This window comes from Nocardioides sp., assembly GCF_030019515.1.
GTDB lineage: Bacteria > Actinomycetota > Actinomycetes > Propionibacteriales > Nocardioidaceae > Nocardioides.
In genome coordinates this window covers 1-24,390 of record NZ_JASEEQ010000022.1, presented here as the reverse complement: position 1 = coordinate 24,390, position 24,390 = coordinate 1, and the positions used below count along the sequence as shown (strand labels likewise).

At 66.5% G+C, this 24,390-nt stretch carries 20 protein-coding genes and 1 pseudogene; 16 read left to right on the top strand and 5 right to left on the bottom strand.

Annotation, left to right across the window (positions count from 1 at the left end):
- Window positions 1-57: 57 nt before the first annotated feature.
- A pseudogene (locus QMC84_RS21300) lies at window positions 58-471 on the top strand (transglutaminase-like domain-containing protein); the annotation flags it as partial.
- 169 nt (window positions 472-640) lie between these two features.
- Window positions 641-829, top strand: a complete 189-nt coding sequence (locus QMC84_RS21295; protein ID WP_227492395.1) for a hypothetical protein — start codon at window positions 641-643, stop codon at window positions 827-829.
- An 11-nt stretch (window positions 830-840) separates the two neighbouring features.
- On the opposite strand, the gene QMC84_RS21290 is transcribed toward QMC84_RS21295, so the two are convergent.
- On the bottom strand, window positions 841-1,851 hold the full coding sequence (locus QMC84_RS21290; RefSeq protein WP_068111730.1) for an AraC family transcriptional regulator: 1,011 nt from the start codon (window positions 1,849-1,851) through the stop codon (window positions 841-843).
- A gap of 125 nt (window positions 1,852-1,976) precedes the next feature.
- Between QMC84_RS21290 and QMC84_RS21285 the strand changes: the two genes are divergently transcribed.
- The 6 genes from QMC84_RS21285 to QMC84_RS21260 all read left to right on the top strand — a co-directional run bounded on the left by QMC84_RS21285 (window position 1,977) and on the right by QMC84_RS21260 (window position 7,655).
- Window positions 1,977-2,297 carry a 2Fe-2S iron-sulfur cluster-binding protein gene (locus tag QMC84_RS21285; RefSeq protein WP_068111727.1) on the top strand — a complete coding sequence of 107 codons (321 nt, stop codon included), beginning with the start codon at window positions 1,977-1,979 and terminating at the stop codon, window positions 2,295-2,297.
- A 17-nt stretch (window positions 2,298-2,314) separates the two neighbouring features.
- Window positions 2,315-3,721, top strand: coding sequence for a cytochrome P450 (locus tag QMC84_RS21280; protein ID WP_068111724.1), 1,407 nt, complete (start codon window positions 2,315-2,317; stop codon window positions 3,719-3,721).
- Window positions 3,718-4,920: an FAD-dependent oxidoreductase gene (locus QMC84_RS21275; protein WP_068111721.1), complete on the top strand. Its 1,203-nt coding sequence runs from the start codon at window positions 3,718-3,720 to the stop codon at window positions 4,918-4,920. The genes QMC84_RS21280 and QMC84_RS21275 overlap by 4 nt, the downstream gene beginning before the upstream one ends.
- 62 nt (window positions 4,921-4,982) lie before the next feature.
- Window positions 4,983-5,771, top strand: coding sequence for a lysophospholipid acyltransferase family protein (locus QMC84_RS21270; RefSeq protein WP_229856503.1), 789 nt, complete (start codon window positions 4,983-4,985; stop codon window positions 5,769-5,771).
- Window positions 5,772-5,827: 56 nt separating this feature from the next.
- The gene (locus QMC84_RS21265) at window positions 5,828-6,424 is read left to right on the top strand and encodes a TetR family transcriptional regulator (protein WP_204797203.1); all 597 of its coding nucleotides are present in this window, start codon (window positions 5,828-5,830) and stop codon (window positions 6,422-6,424) included.
- Between the two features lie 133 nt (window positions 6,425-6,557).
- Window positions 6,558-7,655 carry a BtrH N-terminal domain-containing protein gene (locus tag QMC84_RS21260; RefSeq protein ID WP_068111716.1) on the top strand — a complete coding sequence of 366 codons (1,098 nt, stop codon included), beginning with the start codon at window positions 6,558-6,560 and terminating at the stop codon, window positions 7,653-7,655.
- Window positions 7,656-8,055: 400 nt separating this feature from the next.
- Here the strand turns inward: QMC84_RS21260 and QMC84_RS21255 are convergent, their stop codons facing one another.
- Window positions 8,056-8,388 carry a MarR family winged helix-turn-helix transcriptional regulator gene (locus QMC84_RS21255; RefSeq protein WP_166318101.1) on the bottom strand — a complete coding sequence of 111 codons (333 nt, stop codon included), beginning with the start codon at window positions 8,386-8,388 and terminating at the stop codon, window positions 8,056-8,058.
- A gap of 333 nt (window positions 8,389-8,721) precedes the next feature.
- Between QMC84_RS21255 and QMC84_RS21250 the strand changes: the two genes are divergently transcribed.
- The 3 genes from QMC84_RS21250 to QMC84_RS21240 all read left to right on the top strand — a co-directional run bounded on the left by QMC84_RS21250 (window position 8,722) and on the right by QMC84_RS21240 (window position 13,210).
- Window positions 8,722-9,324 (top strand): TetR/AcrR family transcriptional regulator, encoded by a 603-nt coding sequence (locus QMC84_RS21250; RefSeq protein ID WP_068111710.1) that lies wholly within the window; start codon window positions 8,722-8,724, stop codon window positions 9,322-9,324.
- Window positions 9,325-9,355: 31 nt separating this feature from the next.
- On the top strand, window positions 9,356-11,695 hold the full coding sequence (locus tag QMC84_RS21245; RefSeq protein WP_068111707.1) for an MMPL family transporter: 2,340 nt from the start codon (window positions 9,356-9,358) through the stop codon (window positions 11,693-11,695).
- 960 nt (window positions 11,696-12,655) lie between these two features.
- Entirely contained in the window at window positions 12,656-13,210 is a 555-nt protein-coding gene (locus QMC84_RS21240; RefSeq protein ID WP_068111705.1) for a TetR family transcriptional regulator, read from the top strand.
- Between the two features lie 333 nt (window positions 13,211-13,543).
- Here QMC84_RS21240 and QMC84_RS21235 read toward each other — a convergent pair whose 3' ends face one another.
- The gene (locus QMC84_RS21235) at window positions 13,544-14,023 is read right to left on the bottom strand and encodes a PaaI family thioesterase (RefSeq protein WP_068115057.1); all 480 of its coding nucleotides are present in this window, start codon (window positions 14,021-14,023) and stop codon (window positions 13,544-13,546) included.
- A gap of 5 nt (window positions 14,024-14,028) precedes the next feature.
- Window positions 14,029-14,655, bottom strand: coding sequence for a TetR/AcrR family transcriptional regulator (locus QMC84_RS21230; RefSeq protein WP_068111701.1), 627 nt, complete (start codon window positions 14,653-14,655; stop codon window positions 14,029-14,031).
- Window positions 14,656-14,884: 229 nt separating this feature from the next.
- Here QMC84_RS21230 and QMC84_RS21225 point away from each other — a divergent pair, with 229 nt between their 5' ends.
- Complete coding sequence (locus QMC84_RS21225) at window positions 14,885-16,063, top strand: cytochrome P450 (RefSeq protein ID WP_068111696.1); 1,179 nt, start codon at window positions 14,885-14,887, stop codon at window positions 16,061-16,063.
- Between the two features lie 360 nt (window positions 16,064-16,423).
- Window positions 16,424-17,020, top strand: coding sequence for a hypothetical protein (locus QMC84_RS21220; RefSeq protein WP_166318098.1), 597 nt, complete (start codon window positions 16,424-16,426; stop codon window positions 17,018-17,020).
- A 656-nt stretch (window positions 17,021-17,676) separates the two neighbouring features.
- On the opposite strand, the gene QMC84_RS21215 is transcribed toward QMC84_RS21220, so the two are convergent.
- Window positions 17,677-18,603 carry a tyrosine-type recombinase/integrase gene (locus QMC84_RS21215; RefSeq protein WP_084527694.1) on the bottom strand — a complete coding sequence of 309 codons (927 nt, stop codon included), beginning with the start codon at window positions 18,601-18,603 and terminating at the stop codon, window positions 17,677-17,679.
- 534 nt (window positions 18,604-19,137) lie between these two features.
- Between QMC84_RS21215 and QMC84_RS21210 the strand changes: the two genes are divergently transcribed.
- The 3 genes from QMC84_RS21210 to QMC84_RS21200 all read left to right on the top strand — a co-directional run.
- The gene (locus QMC84_RS21210; RefSeq protein WP_300378441.1) at window positions 19,138-19,881 is read left to right on the top strand and encodes a uracil-DNA glycosylase; all 744 of its coding nucleotides are present in this window, start codon (window positions 19,138-19,140) and stop codon (window positions 19,879-19,881) included.
- Between the two features lie 561 nt (window positions 19,882-20,442).
- Complete coding sequence (locus tag QMC84_RS21205; protein ID WP_300378439.1) at window positions 20,443-20,709, top strand: hypothetical protein; 267 nt, start codon at window positions 20,443-20,445, stop codon at window positions 20,707-20,709.
- 359 nt (window positions 20,710-21,068) lie between these two features.
- A partial coding sequence (locus QMC84_RS21200) for a hypothetical protein (protein WP_300378437.1) occupies window positions 21,069-24,390 on the top strand: 3,322 nt, incomplete at its 3' end.

Sequence of the window (24,390 nt, the reverse complement as noted above, 5' to 3'; positions counted from 1 at the left end):
GGCTGTTCTGGTGTGGCTCACTATCGGTCTGCAGCCCGCCGATCACCGTGACGAGGCATGGCTCAAGAAGGGACTGCCCTGCTCGTAGTAGCAATGCCCACTGGCGGCGGCGATGACGCCGACCGCGGGACCGCACCTCGAGCGACCTTCTTCCTTGATCACGACAGCGCTTCGGTGCGCGACTTCACCGAGCAGGTGATCGCCGGCGCGTCGAGCCCTCGTGAGCGAGCGAGCCTCCTCTTCGCAGCGGTCCGGGACAGGGTCTGGTACGACCCCTACTCGGTGTCCCGAGATCCTGCGCACTACCGGGCGAGCTACGTGCTCGAGGCGGGCCGCGCCTACTGCGTTCCCAAGGCGGTGCTTCTGACCGCGGTGCTGCGGGCCGTGGGCATCCCCGCCCGGCTGGGCTTCGCTGACGTCCGCAACCACCTGCAGACCGACACCTTACGGGCCGTCATGGGTGGCACGGACCTGTTCGTGTACCACGGGTACTGCAGCGTCCACCTCGACGGGCGATGGATGAAGGCGACGCCGGCCTTCAATGTCGAGCTGTGCGAGCGCTTCGACGTGCCCCCGGTGGACTTCGACGGACAGAGCGACGCGCTCATGCACGCCTTCACCCTCCGACGGCACCCGGCACATGGAGTACGTGCGGGACCACGGCAGCTTCGACGACCTCCCGCTGGACCGGATCCAGACGGCCCTCGAGCAGACCTACGGCCGCATGGCCCCCGGCGTCGGGCTTGCCGACGACGCCTTCATTGGTCCTGGGAACGCCGGGGAGGCCGGCGAGCATGCACCCGTGGACCCGTCAGGAAGCTCGGACTGAGCACTCTCGCCTCAACGGACCTCGTGCTCACGTCGGAAGTGGCTCGGTGAGCTGCCGGTCCATTTCTTGAAGGCGTGCGAGAAGTTGGTGAGATCGCTGTAGCCCAGCTCGTTGGCGACCTCGCCGACCGACGTGGAGGGGTCGAGAAGCCGCTTCCTGGCGCGGTCGACCATCGACTGCTGCAGCAGCTCGCGGAAACTGGTCCCCTCAGCGGCGAGGCGCCGTTTCAGGGTGCTCGAGGACATCGAGAACTCGTCCGCGACGGACTGGATCGTCCTTGCCCCGGACCCGTCGTCGAGCAACGCCCAGACTCTGCGGGTGAACTCCGGGGTGTCGGCTCGGCACGCGAGCGCCTGCTGGAGCTCGGTGACGGCGAGTTCGTAGGAGATCGGGTCGGGGAAGCGGCAGGCAGCCTGAAGCGTCCTCGCGGGCATGTGCAGGTAGGAGAAGGGGGCGTCGAACTCGAGCCGGGACCGGCTCGCGGCCTCTCGGGGTAGCACGCTCGGCTCCGGCCAGTGGCTGTGCATGGTTGCCTCCGAGGCCTCGACGACCACCAGGTCGATCAGCCGTAGGAGTGCCAGTCCGCAGTAGGTGACGACCAGACAGTCGAGATCGGGGTCGCCTGCGTTCCCCGACAGCCGGATCGTCAGGTCGTCCTGCTGCGGTTGGAACTGCGTGGTGACCGCGTTGGTGATCAAGGGCAGATAGGTCAGCAGCTCCACGACTTCTTCGACGGTGCACGCGCTGACCAACGGGACACTCAACGGTCCGAAGGATGTGAGCTGCGCGTGTTCTGCGCAGGCGATCCCGAGCCGGGTGGCCTGCTCGATGTCGAGGTCGGGATAGACCTCGCGGAACCATCGCAGCGGTGCCTCGCCCTGGGTCCGGATGAGAGCCAGCTCACCGGTTCCCTCGCGCGCCATGATGACGCGAAAACGCTCGACGGCGTCCGCGTCGATCGCCGGACTGCTCAGCAGTTGCACGAAGGCCAGCGACGGGACGCCTGGCTCGTCTGTCCTCACAGGCAATCCTCACGTGATCCGAATTCACAACATACTGACACGATACGACATGGCTTTGCCGGGGACAGTCGACAACAATCATCATCGAAACGTCTATCCGGTAGGCAAAGGTAGGAGAATTGTCGATGGCAGTGGTCACCTTCATGTCGCACGATGGGGAGCAGCACGAGGCCCCGCTCGAGGAGGGCAGCTCGCTGATGCAGGTGGCGACGAACAACGCCATCCCGGGCATCGATGCCGACTGCGGCGGCGAGGCCGCATGCGGCACCTGCCACGTGATCGTTGATCGCGCCTGGGCCGACAAGGTCGGCCGGTCCGGTCCCGAGGAGGAGGAGATGCTGTCGATGAACCCCGAGCGACAGCCGACGTCTCGCCTGTCGTGCCAAGTCAAGGTCTGCAAATCGTGGGACGGCTTGACGGTGCAGTTGCCCGAGTTCCAGATGTAGCAGGAGGGTCAAGCCCGATGAAGTTCCCAGAAGTGAAGATCCCAGAAACAGTGAAAACGAAGGTGGAGTCCGCCATCCCCCTGGAGCGACAGATCCAGGGCGCGCGCCTCTACGACAAGGGCCGGCGTTGGGTCACCGGCGCGAACGGGCCGATGTTCGTCGAGGCCCGGATCCCGCCGGTCGAAGAGGTCCCCCTCGCCGAGATCGACCTCAGCAACCCGTTCCTCTACCGACAGGGGCGGTGGGCGTCCTACTTCGAACGTCTGCGCAACGAGGCTCCGGTCCACTACCAGCCCCACAGTCCCTTCGGCCCGTTCTGGTCGGTGACGCGTCACGCCGACATCATGGCGGTGGACAAGAACCACGAGGTCTTCTCCGCCGAGCCTCTCATCGTCATCGGAACACCCCCGCGGTTCATGGACGTCGCGATGTTCATCGCCATGGACCCGCCCAAGCACGACATACAGCGGCGCGCCGTACAAGGTGTCGTCGCACCGAAGAACCTCCACGAGATGGAGGACCTCATTCGCGAGCGCGTCAGGGACGTCCTGGACAACCTGCCCGTCAACGAACCGTTCGACTGGGTGAGCACGGTGTCGATCGAACTGACCGCCCGCATGCTGGCCACGCTGTTGGACTTCCCCTTCGAGGAGCGGCACAAGCTCGTCGAGTGGTCGGACCTGGCAACCTCGATGGAGCAGACCAACGGCGGCCCGGCCACTACCGACAACGACGAGCTGTTCCGGGGCATGCTCGAGATGGCGCGAGGACTCACTGAACTCTGGCACGACAAGGCCGCCCGGCTCGCGGCCGGCGAAGAGCCCGGGTTCGACCTGGTCACGATGCTGCAGAGCGATGAGAGCACCAAGGACCTGATCAAGCGTCCGATGGAGTTCATCGGCAACTTTGTTCTGCTGATCGTGGGCGGCAACGACACCACACGCAACTCGATGAGCGGCGGAGTTCTTGCACTCAACCAGTTCCCCGACCAGTTCGAGAAGCTCAAGGCCAATCCGGACCTGATCCCGAACATGGTCTCGGAGATCATCCGCTGGCAGACGCCGCTCGCGTACATGCGGCGGATCGCGAAGACCGACACCATGCTGAACGGTCAGTTCATCCGCAAGGGCGACAAGGTGGTGATGTGGTACGCGTCCGGCAACCGCGACGAGACGGTGTTCGAGCGGCCGGACGAGCTGATCATCGACCGTCGCAACGCCCGCAACCACATCGCTTTCGGCTTCGGCGTGCATCGGTGCATGGGCAACCGGTTGGCCGAGCTGCAGCTGCGGATCCTCTGGGAGGAGCTGCTCCCGCGCTTCGAGAGGATCGATGTGGTCGGTGAGCCGCAGTACGTGCAGTCCAACTTTGTTCGCGGCATCAGCAAGCTGATGGTCGAGCTCACCCCCAAGGGCAGCGGATGAGCTCAGGGCGCGCGGTGGTGGTCGGCGCCAGCCATGCCGGGGTGCAGCTGGTCACCAGCCTCCGCCGAGAGGGTTGGTCGGGTGAGATCGTGCTGGTCGGTGACGAGTCGGCGCTGCCGTACCAAAGGCCTCCGTTGTCGAAGGCATATCTGGCCGGGAAGTGCTCGCTGAAGGAGCTGGCCATCCGGTCGGAGGACTTCTACGTCAAGCAGGACGTCGAGCGCGTGACTGCCAGCGTGCAGGAGATCGACCGGCCGGCGGGCGAGCTCGTGCTCGGCACCGGGGACCGCTTGTCCTATGACGCTCTTGCTCTGTGCACGGGAGCGCACCCCCGACGTCTCCGCGCCGAGGGTGCCGACCTCGACGGGGTGCACTACCTGCGTCAATCGTCGGGGGTGGAGCGGATCCGCGAGGACGCGATCCCCGGGCGCAACGCCGTCATCGTGGGTGGTGGGTACATCGGGCTGGAGACCGCCGCCTCGCTGCGCTCGTTGGGCCTCCACGTCACGGTCCTCGAGGCCGCAGACCGGGTCCTCGAGCGGGTCACTGCCCCTGAGGTGTCGGCCTTCTTCACACGGATCCACCAAGAAGAGGGCGTCGACGTGAGGACGAACGCCTCGGTAGAGGCCCTGGTCGGCGACACCCGCGTGCGAGAGGTGGTGCTGGCCAGTGGCGAGTCGGTCCAAGCGGACTTTGTGATCGTCGGGATCGGGATCGAGCCGACCACCGAACTCGCCGAGGCAGCCGGCCTGGTCGTGGACGACGGGATCCTCATCGACGCCCACGCCCGCACCAGTGACCCTGACATCGTGGCGGCCGGGGACTGTACGTCGCAGGACATCCCCCGCTACGGCCGACGAATCAGGCTGGAGTCGGTCCCGAGTGCAGTGGAGCAGGCCAAGGTGGCAGCGGCGACTATCTGTGGAAATGACAAGGAGGTGGCGGCGCTCCCGTGGTTCTGGTCGGACCAGTATGACCTCAAGCTCCAGATCGCGGGACTCAACACCGCCTATGACGACATCGTCATGAGCGGTGACCCGACCCGTGACCGCGACTTCACCTGCTACTACCTCCGGAAGGGCGAGCCGATAGCTGCTGACTGTGTCAACCGTCCCCGGGACTTCATGACCACCAAACGCATGCTCACCCAGGGGACTGCGGCCGACATGGCCGCCCTGACAGCGGAGGTGGCGGTGTGAGAAGCCGCAGTGACCGCTGGTCGTGGTCACCATCGAGCCATTGCCCGCCGAGGTGAGCAAGGATGGCTTGGAGGTCGACGGTCTGGACGGCGATGGGAGTCCTGCGTATCGTTCCGGACTTGCGTGACTCGGGTCGGTCCGCGGGCGCGAGAGGCGTCCCCAGAGACGCCCGCGGGCCTGCGTGGTGGCTGGCGTTGCTCGTCTGCAAACCGCTGCTGCTGCTGGGCAGGAGAGCGGACTGGCGCGGTACGGAGCGCCTGCCCGGGTCGGGAGGCGCGGTGCTGGCGGCCAACCATGTCTCCCAGGCCGACCCGCTGTTCCTGGGGGAGATGATCCTCGCCCAGGGCCGGACCCCCCGGTTCATGGCCAAGGCGAGCCTGTTTCAAAGTAGAGCAGTCGGCTGGTGGTTCCGGTCGGCCGGCCACGTCGAGGTCGATCGGTCCGACGGCCGGTCAGGGATCCGTGCCGCGGTCGAAGCCGTGGAGCGTGGCGCTCTTGTCGTGGTGTATCCGGAAGGATCGATCACAAAGCGACCGGATGGACGTCTGATGTCGCTCAGGTCGGGTGCTGTCCGCATCGCACTCGAGACGTCGGCTCCATTGATTCCCGTTGCTCAATGGGGCGTGCAGGCGATCGTGCCAGCCTACGAAGGGAGGGTGGTGCTGGGCCGCCGCCGTCGTCGGGTCACCCTGCTGGTCGGGGACCCGGTGCAACTCGAGGACCTCCGAGAGTTGCCGAGGGCGACGGCAGTCGCTGTAGGGGTGCAGAGGCTTCAGGACACCCTCGCCGTCATGGTCGACCAACTGGCCCACGAGCACGCTAGGAGCGTGCGGGCGTGTCCAGGTCAGTGACGCGAGTCGGTCGCGAGACACGAATCGCTAACCTCTCTGACATGCGGGGACCCTCCATGCGCGAACGGTTCAGGGAGCACATGCGCGCCGCTGTCCTCGAGGCTGCCCACGACCTGATCGTCGACCGCGGCTGGGACCGGGTGCGCATGGGAGAGGTGGCGCATCGTGCCGGGGTGTCGCGAGCGGCGCTCTACAAGGAGTTCGGTGACAAGGCCGGCCTTGGAGAAGCCCTCGTGCTCCGCGAGGCCTCGCGCTTCCTGGAGGGCATCCAGAAGGCGCTGGAGGCACACATCGGCGATGCGAAACGCGGCATCGCAGCAGCCGTCGACTACACCTTGATCGAGGCCGAGCGCAGCCCCCTGCTCAAGGCAGTGCTCATCTCCAACCGAGACCTGGATGCGGGCAGTCAGCCGTCCACAGGGATGCTCCCGCTGCTCACGACATCCGCGCGGCTTCTCGACCTCGCCTCCGACACCCTAGCCGCATGGGTGGCGAAGAGTTACCCGAGTCTTCCCCCAGACGACGTCGTCGACGCGGCCGACACCATGGTGCGCCTGACGGTCAGTCATCTGGCGCTCCCCAAGTGGGACCGAACCGCGACGGCGCGCAAGATCTCCGACGTCGCCGTCCGGTTCCTGTCCCTCGAATCGTGACCTGCACCAGCCCTCACGACCGCCGTCGACCGCGAGCCCCTGCGTGCCTCAGCGAAATGTAGAGTCGCGGAACCCGCCGCGCCCGACCCACCGGCGTACGCACAGAGCGCTGCGAGCCCATCCAGGAGTTGCCATGTCAGCTGAGTTCCTGCCCCGACAGCCGGAGCCGCGGCGGATCCTGCTGGACTATCCCCACCGCGAGGCCGGTCATTGCGGTTCCGGAGCGCTGAGAGACCTCCTGGAGTGGGCCGGTCTCGGCTGGGAGGAGGTACCGAGCGAAGGTCTGGTCTTCGGGATGGGCGGCGGTCTGGGTTTCACCTATCTGCGCGTGCCGGCTCTCACCCCGCCCATCTACTTCGTCGGGCGTAGCAGCGACCTTGAGGTCGACCTTCTTTCGAGGCTCGGTGCAGAGGTCGACGTCCGTGGCACCGACGACCCCGTGACCGGTTGGGGCTGGGTCCGCAGGGAGCTCCAGCGAGGCCGTCCCGTGCTGATGTGGGCGGACATTGCTGAGCTGCCCTACCTCAATGTCCGCCTTCAGATGAGTCGGCATGACATCGTCGTGATCGGTTATGACGACGAGACGGAGAAGGCTTTTGTGGTGGACAACGACCGAGCCGAGGTGCAGGAAGTCTCCTACGAGGCTCTTGCGCGGGCGCGCGCGTCACGGTCGTTCCCCGTGCCCACGAGGCACACCACGTACTTCGTGAACTGGCCCCAGAGCCTGCCCGGTCTCCGCCCGACCGCGGCTTCGGCCCTCGTCGCCTCGGTCGAGAACATGCAAGCGCCGGTAACCGCGATTATCCCGGATACGTCGGCGCTGCCGCCGGATGCCGTTGCTGCTGCGGGGATCAGTGGAGTCGCGGTATTCGCCGAGGATGTCGACCGGTGGCCGGGGCTCATGCCCGAACCGGAACTAGACGTCGCGCTGCGTTCACTCCACGCCTTTGTGGAGAAGGCAGGGACCGGCGGCGGCCTGTTCCGCCGGTTGCAGGCACATTTCTGTGCCGACGTGGCTCGGCTAACGGGGTCCGCTGAGATGGCGAAGGCCGGAACCGCGCTCCTGCGCTGCGCGGACACGTGGTCGGCGCTGGCTGCGGCCGGCCGTAGCGACGCAGCGACGTTCGACCGCTGGCGACGGGTGAATGAGCTCGTCGCGACGCTCCCCAGAGACGAAGACCATGCCATCTCTCAGATGCGCAAAGCGGCGGGCGAACTCAGCGATGGGTGACCAATCGTAGGCAAGTCAGCGAACGCCAGCACGCGAGCACCACCGCCGAGCTCGGGACTGCTGGCTCGGACGTTTGTCTGCTACACCGGCCTCCTGGTGACTCTCGTGCCTGCATCTCCGATGGTGGGTGTGCCCGAAACAGAGGCGTCTCCAACTTCTCGAACCGGCGAACGTGCGCGGCCCCACTTCGCCCTGATGGAGGCGGCTTAGGTCAGACCCTCGCAGGTCCTACGACGGGGCGCAGGGGAGATGCGGGCCCTCGCGTCAGTCCGTCGGTCGTAGTCGGATGGGCTCGGCCGTCGCCGCCCGTGCCAACAGCTGGCCACGCACCACCCGAGCGCGCTCGTCCCGATCGGCCGGCCGCAGGCGCCGGCTCCTCCCGCGTCCGTGCGTGCAAGTGTCAGGCCAACTCCGAGACAAGGTCAATGATATGACGCAGCAGCGGGACCGCGATCGACCGCTCCTCGGCGCTGAGCGATGCCCAGGCCACTGATAACCGGTCGGCAACCAGTCCGCGCTTAGATGCCAGGAGGTCCTCACCGCGTTCGGTGAGCGTGAGGACCCGCCGGCGCCGATCGTTCTCGGCTGCGATGCGACGCAGAAGCCCGGCGGCTTCTAGCGCGGCGGCCTGCTGGGTCACGGTCGGTTGGCTGAGCAACGTGTACTCCGAGATTGCGACGATGCCTTCCCGCCCGCAGGCCTGGACAGCATCCAGCAGTACCAGCTGCGGCACGGTGACGTCCTCGAAGAGGGGCTGCAGTCGGCCCCTGGTCCGCCGAGCGACCGCCAGTAGAGCCAGCACGGCGTCAGCGAACTGCGCGCCGTCAGCCAGCTGCGTGAGGTCCGCTACGCGTCCAGCGTCCGTCCCATCCCCCGCAGTGCCCATGCGCGCACTCCCATCCTTGGACGCCCACCCAATGCCACCCGCGGCGCCGGAGGGCGATGGCGAGCTGTTGCCGCCACGCTACCGAGCGCGTCGGACTGTTGCGGTCCATGGCGCCCCGAAGCCACGGCTCTGCTCGGTGGGCAATGTTGCCCATTGGGCACGACAGGTCATACTGCGCACATGGATCGTGGACTGCGTGACCTCAAGCGAGAGGCGACGGGACAGACGCTGGCCGTGGCGGCGTTCCAGCTCACCCGAGAGCGTGGCCTGTTCGGTTTCGTCACCGCGGACGTGGTCGACCGAGCGGGCTACTCGCGACGCACCTTCGCGAACCACTTCTCCTGCAAGGAAGAGGCGGTCGCTTCGGTCGCGTTCGGCCGGGTCGACGACGTCAGCGAGATCCTGACCAGCCTCCCCGCAGACCTGCCCTTGCTCGATGCCCTGCTGGCCGTCATGAGGGAGCAGTTCACCGAAGACACGTTGCTGACGATGCGCGAGCTGATGACGATGGCGCGGCAGTACCCGACCCTGGAGCCCTACGTCCTGGGTGTTCAGCAGCGCATGCGTCATACCGCCCAGGAGCTCTTGGGGTCGGTGGCCGGGGACCGGTACCCCTCGATCTATGTGCCGCTGCTGTTCGGCGCGGTGTACGGCGCCGTGATGGCCGCCCTGGAGGGCACCCTCGACGTCCACCTCAGCGGCGAGAGCGACCTCAGCTCCGCCGCGATGGACTACAGCTCGTTTCTCGACCTGACCTTCGACTACCTACGCAACGGCCTCTAGAACCCCCTCGCCCTCAAGGAGCACCAGACCCATGTCCACCTTCCTGTACCGGCTCGGACGAACCGCCTTCGGCAAGCCGTGGCTGTTCATCTCGGGCTGGCTCGCGGTCCTCGCCGTGGTCGTCGGTGCGGTCGCTATCAACGGGGTCAGTGTCAGCTCCGAGATGAAGATCGAGGGCACCGAGGCACAGACCGTGCTCGACCGCGTAGCCGATGAGCTGCCTGCAGCCTCGGGAGGTCAGGCCAGCGTCGTCTTCACCGTCCCGGAGGGTGAACGACTCGACACCGCGGACCGCCTTTCGGTGATCACCAACACCGTCAACGACGTCTATGACCTCGACAAGGTCGTAAACCCCCTCGACCTTGCTCCGGGTGCGGCTGATCAAGGCGCTCCAGGCACTCCCGAGGAGAATGCACCGGGCACTCCCCCGACGGGATCGGCGCAGGGGCAGACGCCTCCCTACCAGCCGCTGCTGGTGGACGGAGCACCTGTGCCCGGCGTGCTGGTGTCCTCCGACGGTCAGGTCGCGCTGTTCCAATTCCAGTTCACGGTCGCCTCGACCTCCTTGACCGACGATGACGTCACCTCGGTGGTCGAGGTGGTGGAGCGCGCGGAGCACGGGACCGGGATCACCGTGCTCCCGAGCGACTCGCTCAAGGCCATCGAGATCCCGGTCGGCATCGGCGAGGTGATCGGTCTCGCCGTCGCCGCCCTGGTGCTGGTGCTCACCCTGGGCTCGCTGATCGCGGCCGGCCTTCCCCTGGTCACCGCGCTGGTCGGGGTCGGCATCGGCGTCGGCGGAGCGTACGCGCTCTCGACGGCCGTCGAGATGAACTCCGCCACCCCAGTGCTCGGTCTCATGGTGGGCCTCGCCGTCGGCATCGATTACGCGCTGTTCGTCGTCAACCGGCAGCGACGGCTCATCCTCGACCGCGGACTCACCGCGCAGGAGGCGGCCGGCAGAGCAGTCGGCACCGCGGGCAGTGCCGTCTTCTTCGCCGGCGTGACCGTCCTCATCGCACTGACCGCACTGACCGTGATCGGCATCGCCATGCTCTCCACGATGGCCCTGGTCGCGGCGTCCACGGTGGCCCTGGCCGTCCTCATCGCGCTGACCCTGCTGCCCGCACTGCTAGGGCTGGTCGGTGAGCGGATCTGCTCGGACAAGGCCCGAGCCCAACGCCGCGCCAAGGTCAAGGAGGAATCACACAGTGTCGCCGACCACTGGGTCAAAGGCGTGATCAGGTTCCGGTGGCCCGTCATAGTGGGTGTGGTCGCCATCCTGGGCGTGATGGCGATCCCCGCCGCCAGCATGAACCTGGGCATCCCCACCGGGGCCACCGCGAACCAGGACACCGCCGCCCGGCAGAGCTACGAGGCAGTCTCGCAAGGCTTCGGCGAGGGATTCAACGGTCCCCTACTCGTCACCGCAGAACCCACCGGCACCGCCGGCCGCGTCACACCCGAGCTGACCGCGAAACTGATCGCCGACCTCCAGGACCGAGACGACATCGTGCTGGCCGCCCCGGTCGGCGTCAACGAAGCCGGCGACCTGGCCGTGTTCAGCGTCATCCCCACTTCCGGCCCGAGCGACGAGGTCACCAGCGACCTGGTGACTTCGCTGCGCGAGCCCGACAACGCGATCGCCGGCGACAATGAGGTACAGTTGGGCGTAACTGGGTTCACCGCCATCGGCATCGACATGTCCGACAAGCTCGCCGACGTCCTTCCGCTCTACCTCGGCATCATCATCGCGCTTTCCGTGCTGATCCTGATGCTGGTCTTCCGCTCGGTAGTCGTCCCGATCAAGGCCACAGCCGGCTTCCTGCTCAGCATCCTGGCCACCTTCGGCGCCACCACTGCCGTCTTCCAGTGGGGCTGGCTCAGCAGCCTCTTCGGGTTCGACACCGGGGGGCCGCTGATGAGTTTCATGCCGATCATCGTCACCGGCATCCTCTATGGACTGGCCATGGACTACGAGGTCTTCCTGGTCTCCTCAATGCGCGAGGCACACATCCACGGTGAGGGAGCACGGCAGAGCGTCGTCCACGGGTTCGACCAAGCCAGCCGGGTCGTCGTCGCAGCCGCCATCATCATGGTCGCGGTCTTCTCCGGCTTCATCTTCAGCCACGACATCATGATCAAGCAGATCGGCTTTGCCCTCGCCGCTGGCATCCTTATCGACGCCTTCGTCGTCCGGCTGACGCTCGTCCCGGCGCTCATGGCCGTCTTCAACGAGCGAGCATGGTGGCTGCCCCGCTGGCTCGACCGCGTGCTGCCAGACCTCGACATCGAGGGGGACAAACTGCTCACGATGCTCAACGAGGAGGCTGAGGCTCCGGGTCGTCAACACCTCGAGGTCCGCAACTGAAGTAGGCGAAGCTTCCAGAGTCGAACGTCGGGCGATGTTTCAGGAGCCGCCCCAGACCTACGGCGTCTGCCAGCCTCTCTGAACGTGGGCGGCCATCGGCCCTTTGGCTCGACAGTCAGCCTGGACCGCTCCGCGAGTCACACAAGCGCAGCTCCGTTAGTGCCAGCTCGCTGCGCGGAAAGCGCTCAACGTCGCTGCTGGGGTTGATGGAGTTGCTTGGTGGCCGCCATCGCCGGGCCCCCGGACGGGGTGTCTGGGCCCGCCCATCAGCGATGAGTTAGCGAACGGCTGACCGAGGGCGTCCGGCGCGATGGAGGTTGGCTTACCGCCGGGGCGCGCCTGGGCGCCTCCACGTGCGAAACCGCGCGGGACGAGAAGGAACATCGTGGGGGCAGGCTGGACCGCGTTCGCGCAGGTACTCCTCGAGGTCGCCCAGCCCTCGGGCGATATCCCTGCGCAGCTTGCGTTCGGCAACGAACCGGAGGCGCGGAGGCGGATGCTCGCGAACCCACGCGGTGTACATGAACTGGCCCATGAACCAGCATGAGCCGAACGCGATGCTGCCAGCCACCAGCGTCCACAACACGACTGCCAACGCATCCCACAACGCGCTTCCCAGCTGTTGCCATGCCGGCCCGTACGGATCTCCGTACCTCACTTCGTTCACCTCCACCCCTAGCGGCGAGCCGGGCCTCACGATCACCCCAGCCACAGTGGCACAGCCCACGGTACGCCGAAATACATAGGAGGAACAGGGTAGATTCGGGAAGCGCGCTATCGAGCCTTGTCAGCGTCGATTCGGCTCCGCCGGCGATCCCCGGGACGGAGAGGCGACGCCAGCATCCACACTGAGCACGGAGTGAGTTGTGTATGGAGCAACCTTCTGGCCGAACAAAGACCCCCGGGACGGCAACGCCCAGGCTCAGCCCGGGAGGTTCAGGACGCCGACCGGGGCACAGCGTGACACGCGAGCAGATAGCTCGGGCCGCTCGCGAGCAGTTCGCCGCCGGCGGCTACGACCGCGTGACCATGAGGTCAATCGCGGCACAGGCAGGCGTCGATGCCGCCCTGGTGGCATACTTCTTCGGCTCGAAACGGGAGCTCTTCGACGAGGTGACCGTCCTCTCTTTCGATTCGGCCGCGTTGAGGGCTCAGCTCCTCGACGGCGACTCCAGGGACGTCGGCGAGCGCCTAGCCAGGTGCCTGATCGAAGCCCTCGATGAAGCAGGCCGGCGGCAGCGTATCCTCGCAATCATCCGCACCGCCGGGGTCGAAGCCGACACTGCCCGCATGATTCGGGACAAGTTCACGACGGGGGTGCTGGAACCGATCGTGTCCCAGCTCGGAGCCGGGCAGGCACCATTGCGCGCCGTGCTCGTCATGTCGCAGATCCTGGGCATTGCCGTGGCTCGCCACGTCGTCGGACTCGAAGATCTGACCTCGGCAAGCCAAGACGAGCTGGTGGCCGCGTTTGCTCCTACGTTGCAGCGCTACCTGGTCGGCAACATCTCCTGACACGGCGTCCGTCTGCCCGCGGACACTCGGCCCTATCTTCGACCCGCGTCGGCTTGCAGCCTGCCCACCGCCACCCGTGGGTCGCGGCGCCTGCGCAGGCGTCCCCGGCTATGGCGCAAGAGACAGAGCAGGATTCCCCCTCGGCTAGCGGTATGGGTGCTACATGCAACAAAAAGCGGAGGGCGAGCTGGTCTCGGTGGAGACAATCGAGCAGGAGCTGACGTTGTTGGTGCGTGGCGCCCAGAAGGTGCACTTGCGCGGCGGGATCGAGCGGCCCCCACGAGCGCGGCTCGGAACCCTCTGGTCCGGAAGAACGGCGCCGGACTGTCTGCGTCAGATTGGCAAGCCCTGGTTGAAGTGGGTCACGTCCACAGAAAGGAAGAGGGCCGAGGCGGAGGCGACACGTGACCCTCCGAGCTGCTTCATGTCGGCTTCCATGAAGAGTTTGCGCCCTTCTGTGCGGGTGACCCTGGCGGCGAGGTCGTAGGTAGTGCCGAGGATGACCGGTGAGTCGTAGAGCACCTCGAGCTTCCGGGTCACCGCAGGACCGCCCGTGAGGTAGAGCAGGAACCCGAAGAGGTCGTCGAAAACGGTTGCTACGGCACCGCCGTGGGCGATCCCGGGTGCGCCCACGTGACGTTCATCGAAGACGTGGGTCGCGTGCACCTCCTCTCCTCGACGATTGACGGTGAGGTGGTGGCCGTGCGGGTTGTCGGGTCCACAGGCGAGGCAGAGGGTGTGGTGCGGGGGAAGTTGAGCACCATCAGCGTGCAGCCGGAACTTCTCGTTCCAGCTGGCGAGGAGCTCCTCCATGCTGCTCACAGCGGGTCACCCCGCCGCTGGTCGCGACTGCCAGGTGTCGCGAGACCGTCGAGGACCAGCTCGGTGATCGCGGCGGAGAACCGTGCTGCGTCGGCGGACGGGTCGGCGGAGGGCCCCTCGACGGCCGCGCTGAGGCCAGCGACGGTGATGGCACCGAAGACGCTCAAGGCCACGGCTGCCGGGTCGGCGACCTGGCGCAGGGACCCGTCGGAGACACCGTCAGCCAATAGTTGCTCGATCGGTTCGTAGAAGGCAGTCCGCAGTGCCGCCGCCAACTCGGGCAGCCGGGTCGCGCGTCCGAGGTCGCCGACCAGTGCCCGGCACAAGGACGGGTGCTCGAGCATCACGCCCAGCTGCGCCAGCACAGCCGCCTCGAGTCGGGTCCGCGCGTTCTCCTCACTCGTGACCGCAACACCGACGGCTCCGGCGATCATGTCCAACAGGTCGCCGAGGAGAAACTCCAGCACGGCATTCTTGCCGTCGAGGTGGTAGTAGATCGTGGCCTTGGGGATGCCCGTGGCTTCGGCGATGTCTTCGATCTTGGTGCCGTCCAGACCGCGCTCCGCGATCAGCTCCGCCGCCCCGTAGAGCTGACTGGCCAACTTCGCCGGAAGCTTCCTCATCCCACACGTCTCCGTTCGGGTGCCGTCGATCTCGGTGAGGTCGCGGGTCTCGACCTATGCGACATCGTATGTTGTACTCACAGTACAAACCAAGAGTTCAGAAGATGACGCGGCCCACCGAGCGACGGTCGGTGGGCGGCACGGTCGTCGCCCCCGCCCACTGTCCGTACTCGACATCGATCACAGCCGAGGGCTGCGGATGAAGGAGCGACCGCGAAGGAGATGTTCGATGAGCGATCAGCCACTGACCTACAGCCCGTTCGACGCCGAGGTGATAGCTGACCCCTATCCCGTCTACCGAGAGCTGCGGGCCAACTCCCCGGCCCACTGGTCGCGCGAGGCCAACTCGTGGGTACTCAGCCGGTACGACGACGTCTCCGCCGCCCTGGCCGACCCGGCGACGTACTCCTCAGCGTCGGGCATCTTCCCAACCCCACCCGGGGTCGACATGACGGAACTGTTCCTGCCGATGCTCATCATGAGCGATCCACCCCGGCACACCCAGCTGCGCCAGATCGTCAGTCGAGCCTTCACCCCGCGTCGCATCGCAGCGCTCGAGCCGCACATCGAGACCTTGGTCAAGGACCTCCTCGACCAAACTCCGGAGGCAGGCAATTGGGAGTTCGTCTCCGGGTTCGCCGGCCCGCTTCCCGCCATCGTCATCGCGGACATGCTCGGCGTTCCGCGTGACGACCGTGATCAGTTCCGGGCATGGTCCACCACGCTGATCCAGTCGAATCCTGTCCGAGGAGAGTTCGGCGCCGGGCTGGATGCCGCCGCCGCGCTCTACGAGTACTTCACAGCCTTCCTCGCCGAGCGACGCGCGCACCCTCAAGACGACCTCATGACGGCACTCGTCCAGGCCGAAGTCGACGGCGAGTACCTCAGCGAAGAAGAGCTGCTCGGGTTCTGCCTACTGCTGCTCGTCGCCGGGCACGAGACCACCACCAACCTACTCTCCAACAGCGCCGTGGTGCTCGCCCAGCACCCCGATGTCCGACAGCAGCTGGCGGACGACCCAGAACTCGTGCCGGCCGCGGTCGAGGAACTACTTCGCTTCGACTCACCCGTCCAGGGCCTCGCGCGAACCCTCACCGCGCCGGTGGAGCTGCACGGGGAAAGCATGCAGACCGGTGACACGGTGCTGCTTCTCTTCGGTTCGGCCAACCGCGACGATCACGCCTTTCCCCACGCAGACCGCTTCGACGTCAACCGGCACCCCGAACGACAGGTTGCCTTCGGACGCGGCATCCACTTCTGCCTCGGCGCATCCTTGGCCCGCCTCGAAGCACGCATCGCTCTCCAGACACTGCTGACTCGCCGTCCTGACTGGGACGTCGACCTCGACGCGGCCGTCAGGCTCCACTCCGGCCCGATCCGGGGCTACATCTCGCTGCCCATGCAGTAGACGCCCAACGCGGAACGGACGACATACGAGACGATCCGCGATCGACCCGCACCGTGTCCTCGACACCGAGGACGTCGCAGACGCTCCGCTGGCTCCTGGCACGGGTCGTCCACCGCAGAGCCGAGCCAAGCACCTACGGCGACCTCCAAGACTGGGAGGGCACGGTCATCGAGGGCTGCGGCATGCCGTCGAGACGCTCCGGGAATGCTGTGGTCACGACCCTGTGCGAACGTCAACTTCGCCGCCGTTTCGTCACGGTCTGGTCGACCACTCCGCCGGTCCGCACACGCGCGAGTGCGGACTCCTGTCCCGGTCCGAGGACGTCCGCTGACCAGTAGCCGCGCGGGTACCCTGAGACGCATGCCCTACCGTCGCTGGACCCGGCTCGGGATAGTCGCCGTGGCCAGCCACCTCGGCTACGAGCTAGCCGTCGGGGTCGGGGTGCCGGGTGCCCCGCGGATCGGCGTGCGGCCCGCCGTCGCGGGGTACGCCCTGGCGACCGCCGGCGCCTACCGGACCGCCGGTCGTCTCCCTGGCCCGCGCGGAGACCGTAGGTTCGCGGCCGCGAACGGGCTGTTCGCGGCCGCGGTGATCTCGCACTATGCGAGCTGGCCGCGGGCGACCTGGCACGGACTCCCCTGGCTGGTGGAGTGCGAGGGGATCGAGGGCGTGTTGATCGTTCCCTACAACATGGTGCTCCAGGTGTCGGCCGTGGCCGTCGTGGGCGGACTGGTCGAGAACCTCAGCGCCTGGCCGTGGGCGCTCGCTCGCGGCCGGCCTCGTCGCCGTACCGGCACTGCGCTGGCTGACACCGCGCGAGTACGACCGTCTGCTGGCGCAAGCGGCCGCCCAGCCGGGCTGGTGGAACCGGCGGCTGGCAATCCGGATGCGAAGCGGCAGCTAAGAAGGCATGGGCACCGACAGATACCAAGCAGTCACGGACGGCACGGTTCATGAGCTCACGCGTACGGGCACGCTTCTGCGGGTCGAGGCCGGGTCGGCTCGCGACGAGGTCGGGAAGACCTGGTCGAGGATCTAGTCCATCCCCTCCGCCTGGACGAGCCCGTCTCGGCCAATGCCCATCAGCGAGTCCCGGAGATGCTCGGGTAGAGCACGTCTGCGTCGCAGAGGACGACGAACAGCACCGTCAAGCACGCCCTTCTCCTGGTCAGTCCGTCGGCGGCGTCGCGGGGCGGCCCCTGTTCATCACGGCCATGTAGACCATCAGGGGCTGGCCTTGATCCGGCGGTGCTTGCCGACCTTGCGGTACTCGTGGTCGCCGGCGGCGAGCAGACCGATGAGGCAGGGCCGGCTGACGTCGAGGAGCTCTGCGGCCTGCTGGGTGGCGAGCTCGACTGCGCCAGCACAACAAGCGTCTCCTTGGGGTCGCGGCCGGGAGGAGTCGGATGACGCTGTCGGGGTGGGTGGCGAGGTCGTCCTTGACGTGCGGCGCGGCGCGACGGCGGCGCTGCCGGGGTTGGACGGGACGAGTGGTCAATGCGGTCATGGTGCTTCTTTTCTCGAGGCGGGCACGAATTCGCAATACTCGAAGCAAACGGAGCGTTTCAATCTTCGGGTGGGTCTTCTTCCGCTCTCCCGAGGCTCCAACGCGTTCACAGGTTCCCGAGGTCGAGACGCCGGGCTTCGGCGGCGGCGCGTTCGCTGGCGTTGGCGCGGGTGTAGCGGATGAGCATCTCGACGCGGGTCCAGCCGGCCATGGCCATCAGGCCGGACTCGGAGCCGCCGGCGGCCAGCCAGCGGTGGGCCGCGGTGTGGCGGAGTCGGTGGGGTCGGAACCCGGTGATGCCGGCTCGTTCGGCGCGTCGGCGCAGGGAGCGGTAGAGGGCGTCGGCGGCGAGCCCGCAGCGACGTTCGCCGAGCCAGAGTTCTTCGCGATCGGCATGGGGCTGGGTGGTGCGAACGGCGAGGTAGGTGCGGATCGCGGTAGCTGTGGCCTGGCCGATGGGGATGACGCGGCCGCGGCCGCCCTTGCCGCGCCGGATCGTGACGAGGCCAGTCGCGAGGTCGAGGTCGCCCGCGGTGAGGGCGATGACCTCGCTGAGCCGGATCCCGGTCTCGGCCATCAGCCGGATGATTGCCTCGTCGCGGGCGTGCCGTAGCGGACGCGCCGTCGCGGGAACGTCGGCGGCCTCCGGCTGGCAGGTCTGCAGGAGCGCGCGGACCTGCGCGACAGTGAGCGGGTCGACCACGGGCTGGTCCAGCTTGGGCGAGGTCATGCCCTGGAACGGGGCACCATCCAGGTGCCCGACTGCGAGAAGCCAGGCAGCGTAGCGGCGCACGGCCTGTTGCCGGATCCGCGCCGTGCTGGGCGACCGACCGGCAGCCAGCATGGTCGTGATCCAGGTCTGCAGGCTGGTGCGTCGCATCGGCGGCAGGTCCTGGGTCTCGGTCCAGGTCAGGTAGCGGCCGACGGCGTCGAGGTAGAGGGCGATCGTCTTGGGGCTCTTGCGCTCGGAGGTGAGCGCGAGGCGCCACTCGGGCAGGAGGTCGCGGGCGGTGGTGGTAGTGAGGTCAGTCATGGCGACAACCGACCAGCGGGCCGTCAGCGTCACGCGCTCAGCAAAGGCCGACGACTACGACGCGAAGCGGGGACGTGGTTGGTCCGGATAACTCAGCCGTAATTGGACCCCACTCGAATACCATCCGGATGCGCACCAACCACACGGGTCCTACATGCGGCGGCAATCGCGCTGGCAAGACACACCTCGACGAAAGTGCGGATGGCGGCCATGTCCGGATGGCCGCAGCGCGCGCTATCTGCGGCTAGAAGCGTGAGTCTCCGAGCGCCCTACGCGGCCACCAGGCCGTGAGGCGCATCGCCAAAACCAATCTCCTTGCCCGGGGAGTCAGACTTGATTGGTGGACCCGCTAGCCGGGACCGGACGCACGAGGTGTGGTAGTTGCCCTCGCGACCCAGGAACCCAGACGAGATGATGATCTGCGGGGCCTTGGTGGTCACGGCAGCGCGAGTGCCACGAGATCGAATCTGCTCCAGATGAAGTGCCGGACCTGATGATCGACCTGGGCCGTTGGCCCGGATTGGAGCCAACGACATGAGCAATACAGACCACGAAGCCATCGCACTACTGGCCGACCTTGATCCCGTGGAGGCCGAGAGTTTAGCCGCGCTGGCCGCGTCCCAGCAGCCGTGGCCAGGCGTTCTCGACGACGAATGGGCCAAGCCTTACTACAGAGATCTCCGCCAGTTCATCCGCGAAGAACGTCTCCGTGTGGAGGTGTACCCGCCACAGGGCGAGGTGTTCGCTGCGTTCCACCTCGCGCCCTTCGACAAGGTCAAGGTCGTGATGATCGGACAGGACCCCTACCCGAATCCGGGCGAGGCCATGGGGTTGGCCTTCTCGGTCCCGATCAGCAAGGAATTGCCAACCTCTCTGAGGAACATCCATCACGCCATGAGCAACGACGGCCTTGAGCCTCACGATCACGGCGACTTGACCGGCTGGGCGACACAGGGTGTGTTGCTGCTCAACCTCGCGCTCACGGTCCCCAGCGGTCGGGCCGGCGGGCATCTCCGCCAGTGGCGACCATTCACCAAGAGCGTGCTGAAGGCGATCGACTCTCACCCCGAGCCGATGGTCTTCGTTCTATGGGGCGCCAAGGCGCAGAGGATCAAGCGCTGGAACAGCATCGACTTCGACCGTCACGGCCTAGTCGAAGCCCCCCACCCAGCGGCACGCAAGGAGCAACCGGACTTCCGCGCGTCGAAGACCTTCTCCAGGGTCAACGACCTGCTGGTGGAGTTCGGGCGGCAACCGATCCGCTGGGCGGACCAGTAGCGACCGAGCGGTGATCTGATCACCTATCGCTTCAGCGAGGTACTGAGTGGGCAACTGGCGGCGTCAAGACGCACGGTGACAGACTTCGCGGTCACGACGATGCGATCATGATGACTTGGCGGGGATGATGACTAGGTGCCTAACGACGAAGTCACCAGCCGCCGCGGCGCTCGGACGACGGTTCCGCTTCGCCGAGGCGACCTCTGGCGTCTCGGTGCGCTTGCCGACGAGCAACACCACGATCTCACCCGACCACCGGCCAAGGGTGGCAACCTGTCTGCATGGGCCGGCCGCAGGGTCGCCGTAGTTCTCGCTCAGGGAGCAGCGCTGCACTATCTGTATCCGGACGGGCTCCCGCACCCGCGAGCAGGGCGCCCTGGAGTCAAGGACCTGGACGTGTGGACGTTTTATGCCGCCGTACCTGGCCGGCCCCTCCGGACCGGGCGCTATGAGCTCTGCCTGGACTTCGGTCCCTCATCGCTGGGCCGTAACCGGTATCCGGCCCCACTCGCGGGTGAAGCGCGCCGTTGGAACCAATTCGCCGGGCGTCGGGTCGACTTCATGGCCCGCGACCTGCGCATCGATTTGGACGCCACCGTGGACGGTGTCGTCGTCGCTCTGCGGAGTTGGCTGACCGCAGGAGCAGCCAAACCGTGCGCGCACCTCAACCCTGACGGGCGTAGCCCCTCGCCGCACTGGCTGGCGCACAAAGCGATGGTTTGGATTGGTACGCCCGAGACTCGCCGCCGAGCCGGAAAGAAGCTCTGGGATGTGTACGCCGATGCGCCACACCTTCTAACTGCCGCCCGCTCCGGCAGCGTCGAATGATGTGAGGGATGCCGCACAAGCAAGTCAGGCTTGCCGCGGACGCGGCGGAAAGACACACCTACCGGGATGCATGTGGCAGTGGCAGATGCGGGCTGGGAGTTGGTTCCGGACGATGCGGGAACCTTCTCGACAAGCATCGACGTGGATCAGATGTCCCGGATGCGTTCTGCAGAACTACCCGTCTCTGACGCCGTTGACACAGCCCCTCTTCATCTCACAGCCCGGTGGCGCGGGGAGCACCAGCTTCACGACCAGATTGTCCCGCGACCGCATCTTCCCTGCCTTGCCACTCCGACATTGCTGCGAATTGTCGGCGCTTCCTGTGACGATGGGCTTACGCGTGGGAGGGAAGTGGCGGAATGCCGAAGAGTCGTTACAAGTACTTGTACGAGCGGCTGGGCCCTGAGGACTTCCAACTTCTCGTGAATGCCGTCATGCCGGATGCGTTCCCCGGCTACCGGCCGCTTCCGTTGGGCCAGTCTGATGGCGGTCGCGACGGGGTGCAGACAGTCAGTGGCGACGTGGTGGTGTTCCAGGTGAAGTGGTCTGGGTCCGGCCAAGAGAAGGACCCCGTGTCGTGGCTGGGCCAAGTGGTTCGCCGCGAGGAGTCCAATCTGAAGCGGCTCGCGCGAGAGGGCGTGCGTCGCTACGTGCTTGTGACGAACGTTGGCAGCACTGGGGCACCGAAGACGGGGACGTTCGACCGGCTCGACCGGAAGCTGCAAGAGCAAGCGAAGGCGTACGGCTTCGAAGAGATGACGTGCGTGTGGCGGGAGCAGCTCGACGCGTTTCTCGACACGATGTCGGACGAGGTGAAGTGGCAGTACGCCGACATGTTGGCTGGGTGGGACCTCATCCGGTACCTCATCGACGAGCACTTCGCCGGCAACCGGGACCGTGGTCTGCGGAGCCTCGTGCGGAAGGTCGCGGCGACGCAGTGGAGCGACGACGAACGGGTGAAGTTCAGCCAGTCCGAGGGTGTGGACCGTGAGCGGGTCGCGGACCTATTCATCGACGTGACCGCGGTGCGGCTTCGAACCGCCGCGCGGCCGACGCCGGTCGTCGCCGGCCGGCGAGCTCCTGCGCGACCAACCGAGCCGGCGCCCGACCGGTACCTCGGTGGTGTCGCCCAGTACTTGCTCAAGCCGAAGGACGTCGACCCGTCTGGAAAGGTGCGAGAGTCGGCGACGTTGGTGCGCGGAGCACCCGGGCAGGGGAAGTCGACGTTGACCCAGTTCGTGTCCCAGGCGCATCGTGCGGCGTTCATGCCCGAGGCTAAGCGTCCCGAAGATCTGCCGAGGCTCGACCGGCCGCGGTTCCCGTTGCGAGTTGACCTAAGCGAGTACGTCCGTTGGCTTCAGGGCTTCGACGTGTTCGACCAAAGCGAGACCGACGAGTCGACGAAGCGCCCGAGGAAGCGACAGGCAGGCGAGTCCAGCATCGAGTGCTTCCTCGCAGATCTCATGACATACGCGTCCGGCGGCGCCAAGGTCACCGCAGACGACGTGCACGACCTCTTCGATCGAGTCCCGAGCATCGTCGTGCTTGACGGGCTCGACGAGGCCGGCAGCCCGAAGATGCGCGGCCAGGTCGTAGACGCCGTCAACAAGTTCAGCTGGCGCGGACAGACTGCTACCGACCCGGTGCAGGTCGTCGTCACGACCCGGCCGAGCACCAACGAGCTTCCCGAACCCGACCCGGAGCTATTCGAGGTCATCGCGCTGAATGAGCTCTCCCTCGAACAGCGTGACGAGTACCTCCGCAAGTGGTGCAAGGTCAAAGACATCCACGGCCGCGAGGGCCGTGCAATGCGAAAGAGCTTCAAGCGGAAGAGCGCAGAGCCGTACATCGGCGAGCTCGCCAGCAACCCCATGCAGCTCACCATCCTGCTCGATCTCATCCACGAACGAGGGGCGGCGACGCCCACACAACGAACTGACTTGTACGACTCCTACGTCGAACTGTTGCTCGCACGGGAGGCGAATAAGTACCCGAAAGCCGTCCGCAAGCACCAGGAATCGTTAAAGGAGGTCATCCCGTTCCTCGGCTGGTACCTGCAGTCCCGCAGCGAGGAGGACAGCTCCCCGGGCCGGATGGCGACGGTCAAGCTTCAGGCCGCGATGCGGCATTTCCAGTTCTGTTACGGGAACAGCCAAGGCATCGTCGACGATCTGTTCGAGGCGATCAGTGACCGGCTGTGGGCGTTGACGAGCAAGTCCGAGGGGACGTTTGAGTTCGAGGTCCTGTCGCTCCGCGAGTACTTCGCCGCCCAGTTCCTGTATCGCTACGCAGGCGAGGACATCAGAGGGTTTGATCGAACAGTGGTGTTCCGGGAGCTATTGCGCCGGCCGCAGTGGCTTAACACTGCGCGCTTCTACGGCGGGAACGCGCACGGCGGCGAGGTGGTCGACCTCGTCGACGGCATCCTCGACGAACTCCAAGACGAACCGCCGCAAGCGGCGCGCATCTCCTCATGGACCCTGGTCACCGATGGAGTGTTTCTGACCCGGCCGCGACGCGCTCGGGAACTGGTCGATGCCATGGTTCGCGACGACGAGGGCAGGGTCGTTCTGCTCAACGCGCTCAGTCGCAACGAGTTGCGACCGTTGCCGAGCCTTCCCGACGTCCAAGGTGATGACGGACCCGACGCCGCGTGGGCCCGCCTGACCTCGGAACTCGCTGACGACCCCGGAGCGCCGGAAGCTCGACGCACTGTTCGGGTGGTCCGCGAACTCCTCAACCAGCGTTCGGAGTTTGCCGCCTGGTGGTCGGTACAGATAGCCGCCGCGGTCGGTACATGCAACGAGCGAGCGTGGCTCGTGCGTGCTGCTGAAGTCGAGGCCGCCGCTGGAGTGACGCTCAATCTAGACGAGCTCGACCTTAGGACCCCGGGAACGGCCGAGTTGTTCCTCAACACTGGCGCACTCCCGGCACCCGGCGGAACGTTCGAGGGTCGGCTGCTACAGGCAGTGCTTGACGGCGACTGCCCGTATGTCTACTCGGTTCGTTCGATGCCCGCGCAGGTCGCTGCTGCATTGAGGCCTTCGAACTTTCACGGCCATTCGGACATCGGGTTCGCTGACCTCGACGAGAACGACACCCGACTCCGCAGAGAGGCCATCTCCAAATTGCGGAGGACCTCTCCGGAGTTCGCAAAGGTCGCTGCGCTACGCAGGTTCAAGGCTGGTCAGAAGGGCAGTACCTTCCCCTGGTCGGCCACAGCCTCTGCCCTGTTCGACCACGCCGGGCGCTGCTGGCTCGCTTCGGAAATCGCCATCATCGGCGCGAACGCACCACTCGTGTTCGGTGGCGTTCTCCGACCCGCGGCGACAGCGTTTGGACCCCACGGCCACCCGGCGGAGTTGTTGAAGCAAACGCGAGACCACGCCACCGACGTGGGCTGGTGGCGCGAGCAGCTGCAGGTCGTCACCGCGCCCGATGCGGACGACCTTGCCCCTGCCGAATGGACGTTTGGTCTCTGGGCGACCGCCTCGGGGAAGACCATCGAGGCCCTGTTCGACGACTGGGAGAAGACATACGCCGATCTCACCGAGCCTCGCCGTCGAGTTGTGCACCGGGCACTGAGCACGGTCGCTGAACGTGGGCTCGTTGCGAAGCGTCCAGTCAACGCGGCTGCGAGCACCAAAGACATTCAGGCGCTGCTCGACAGGCGCGTCCCTA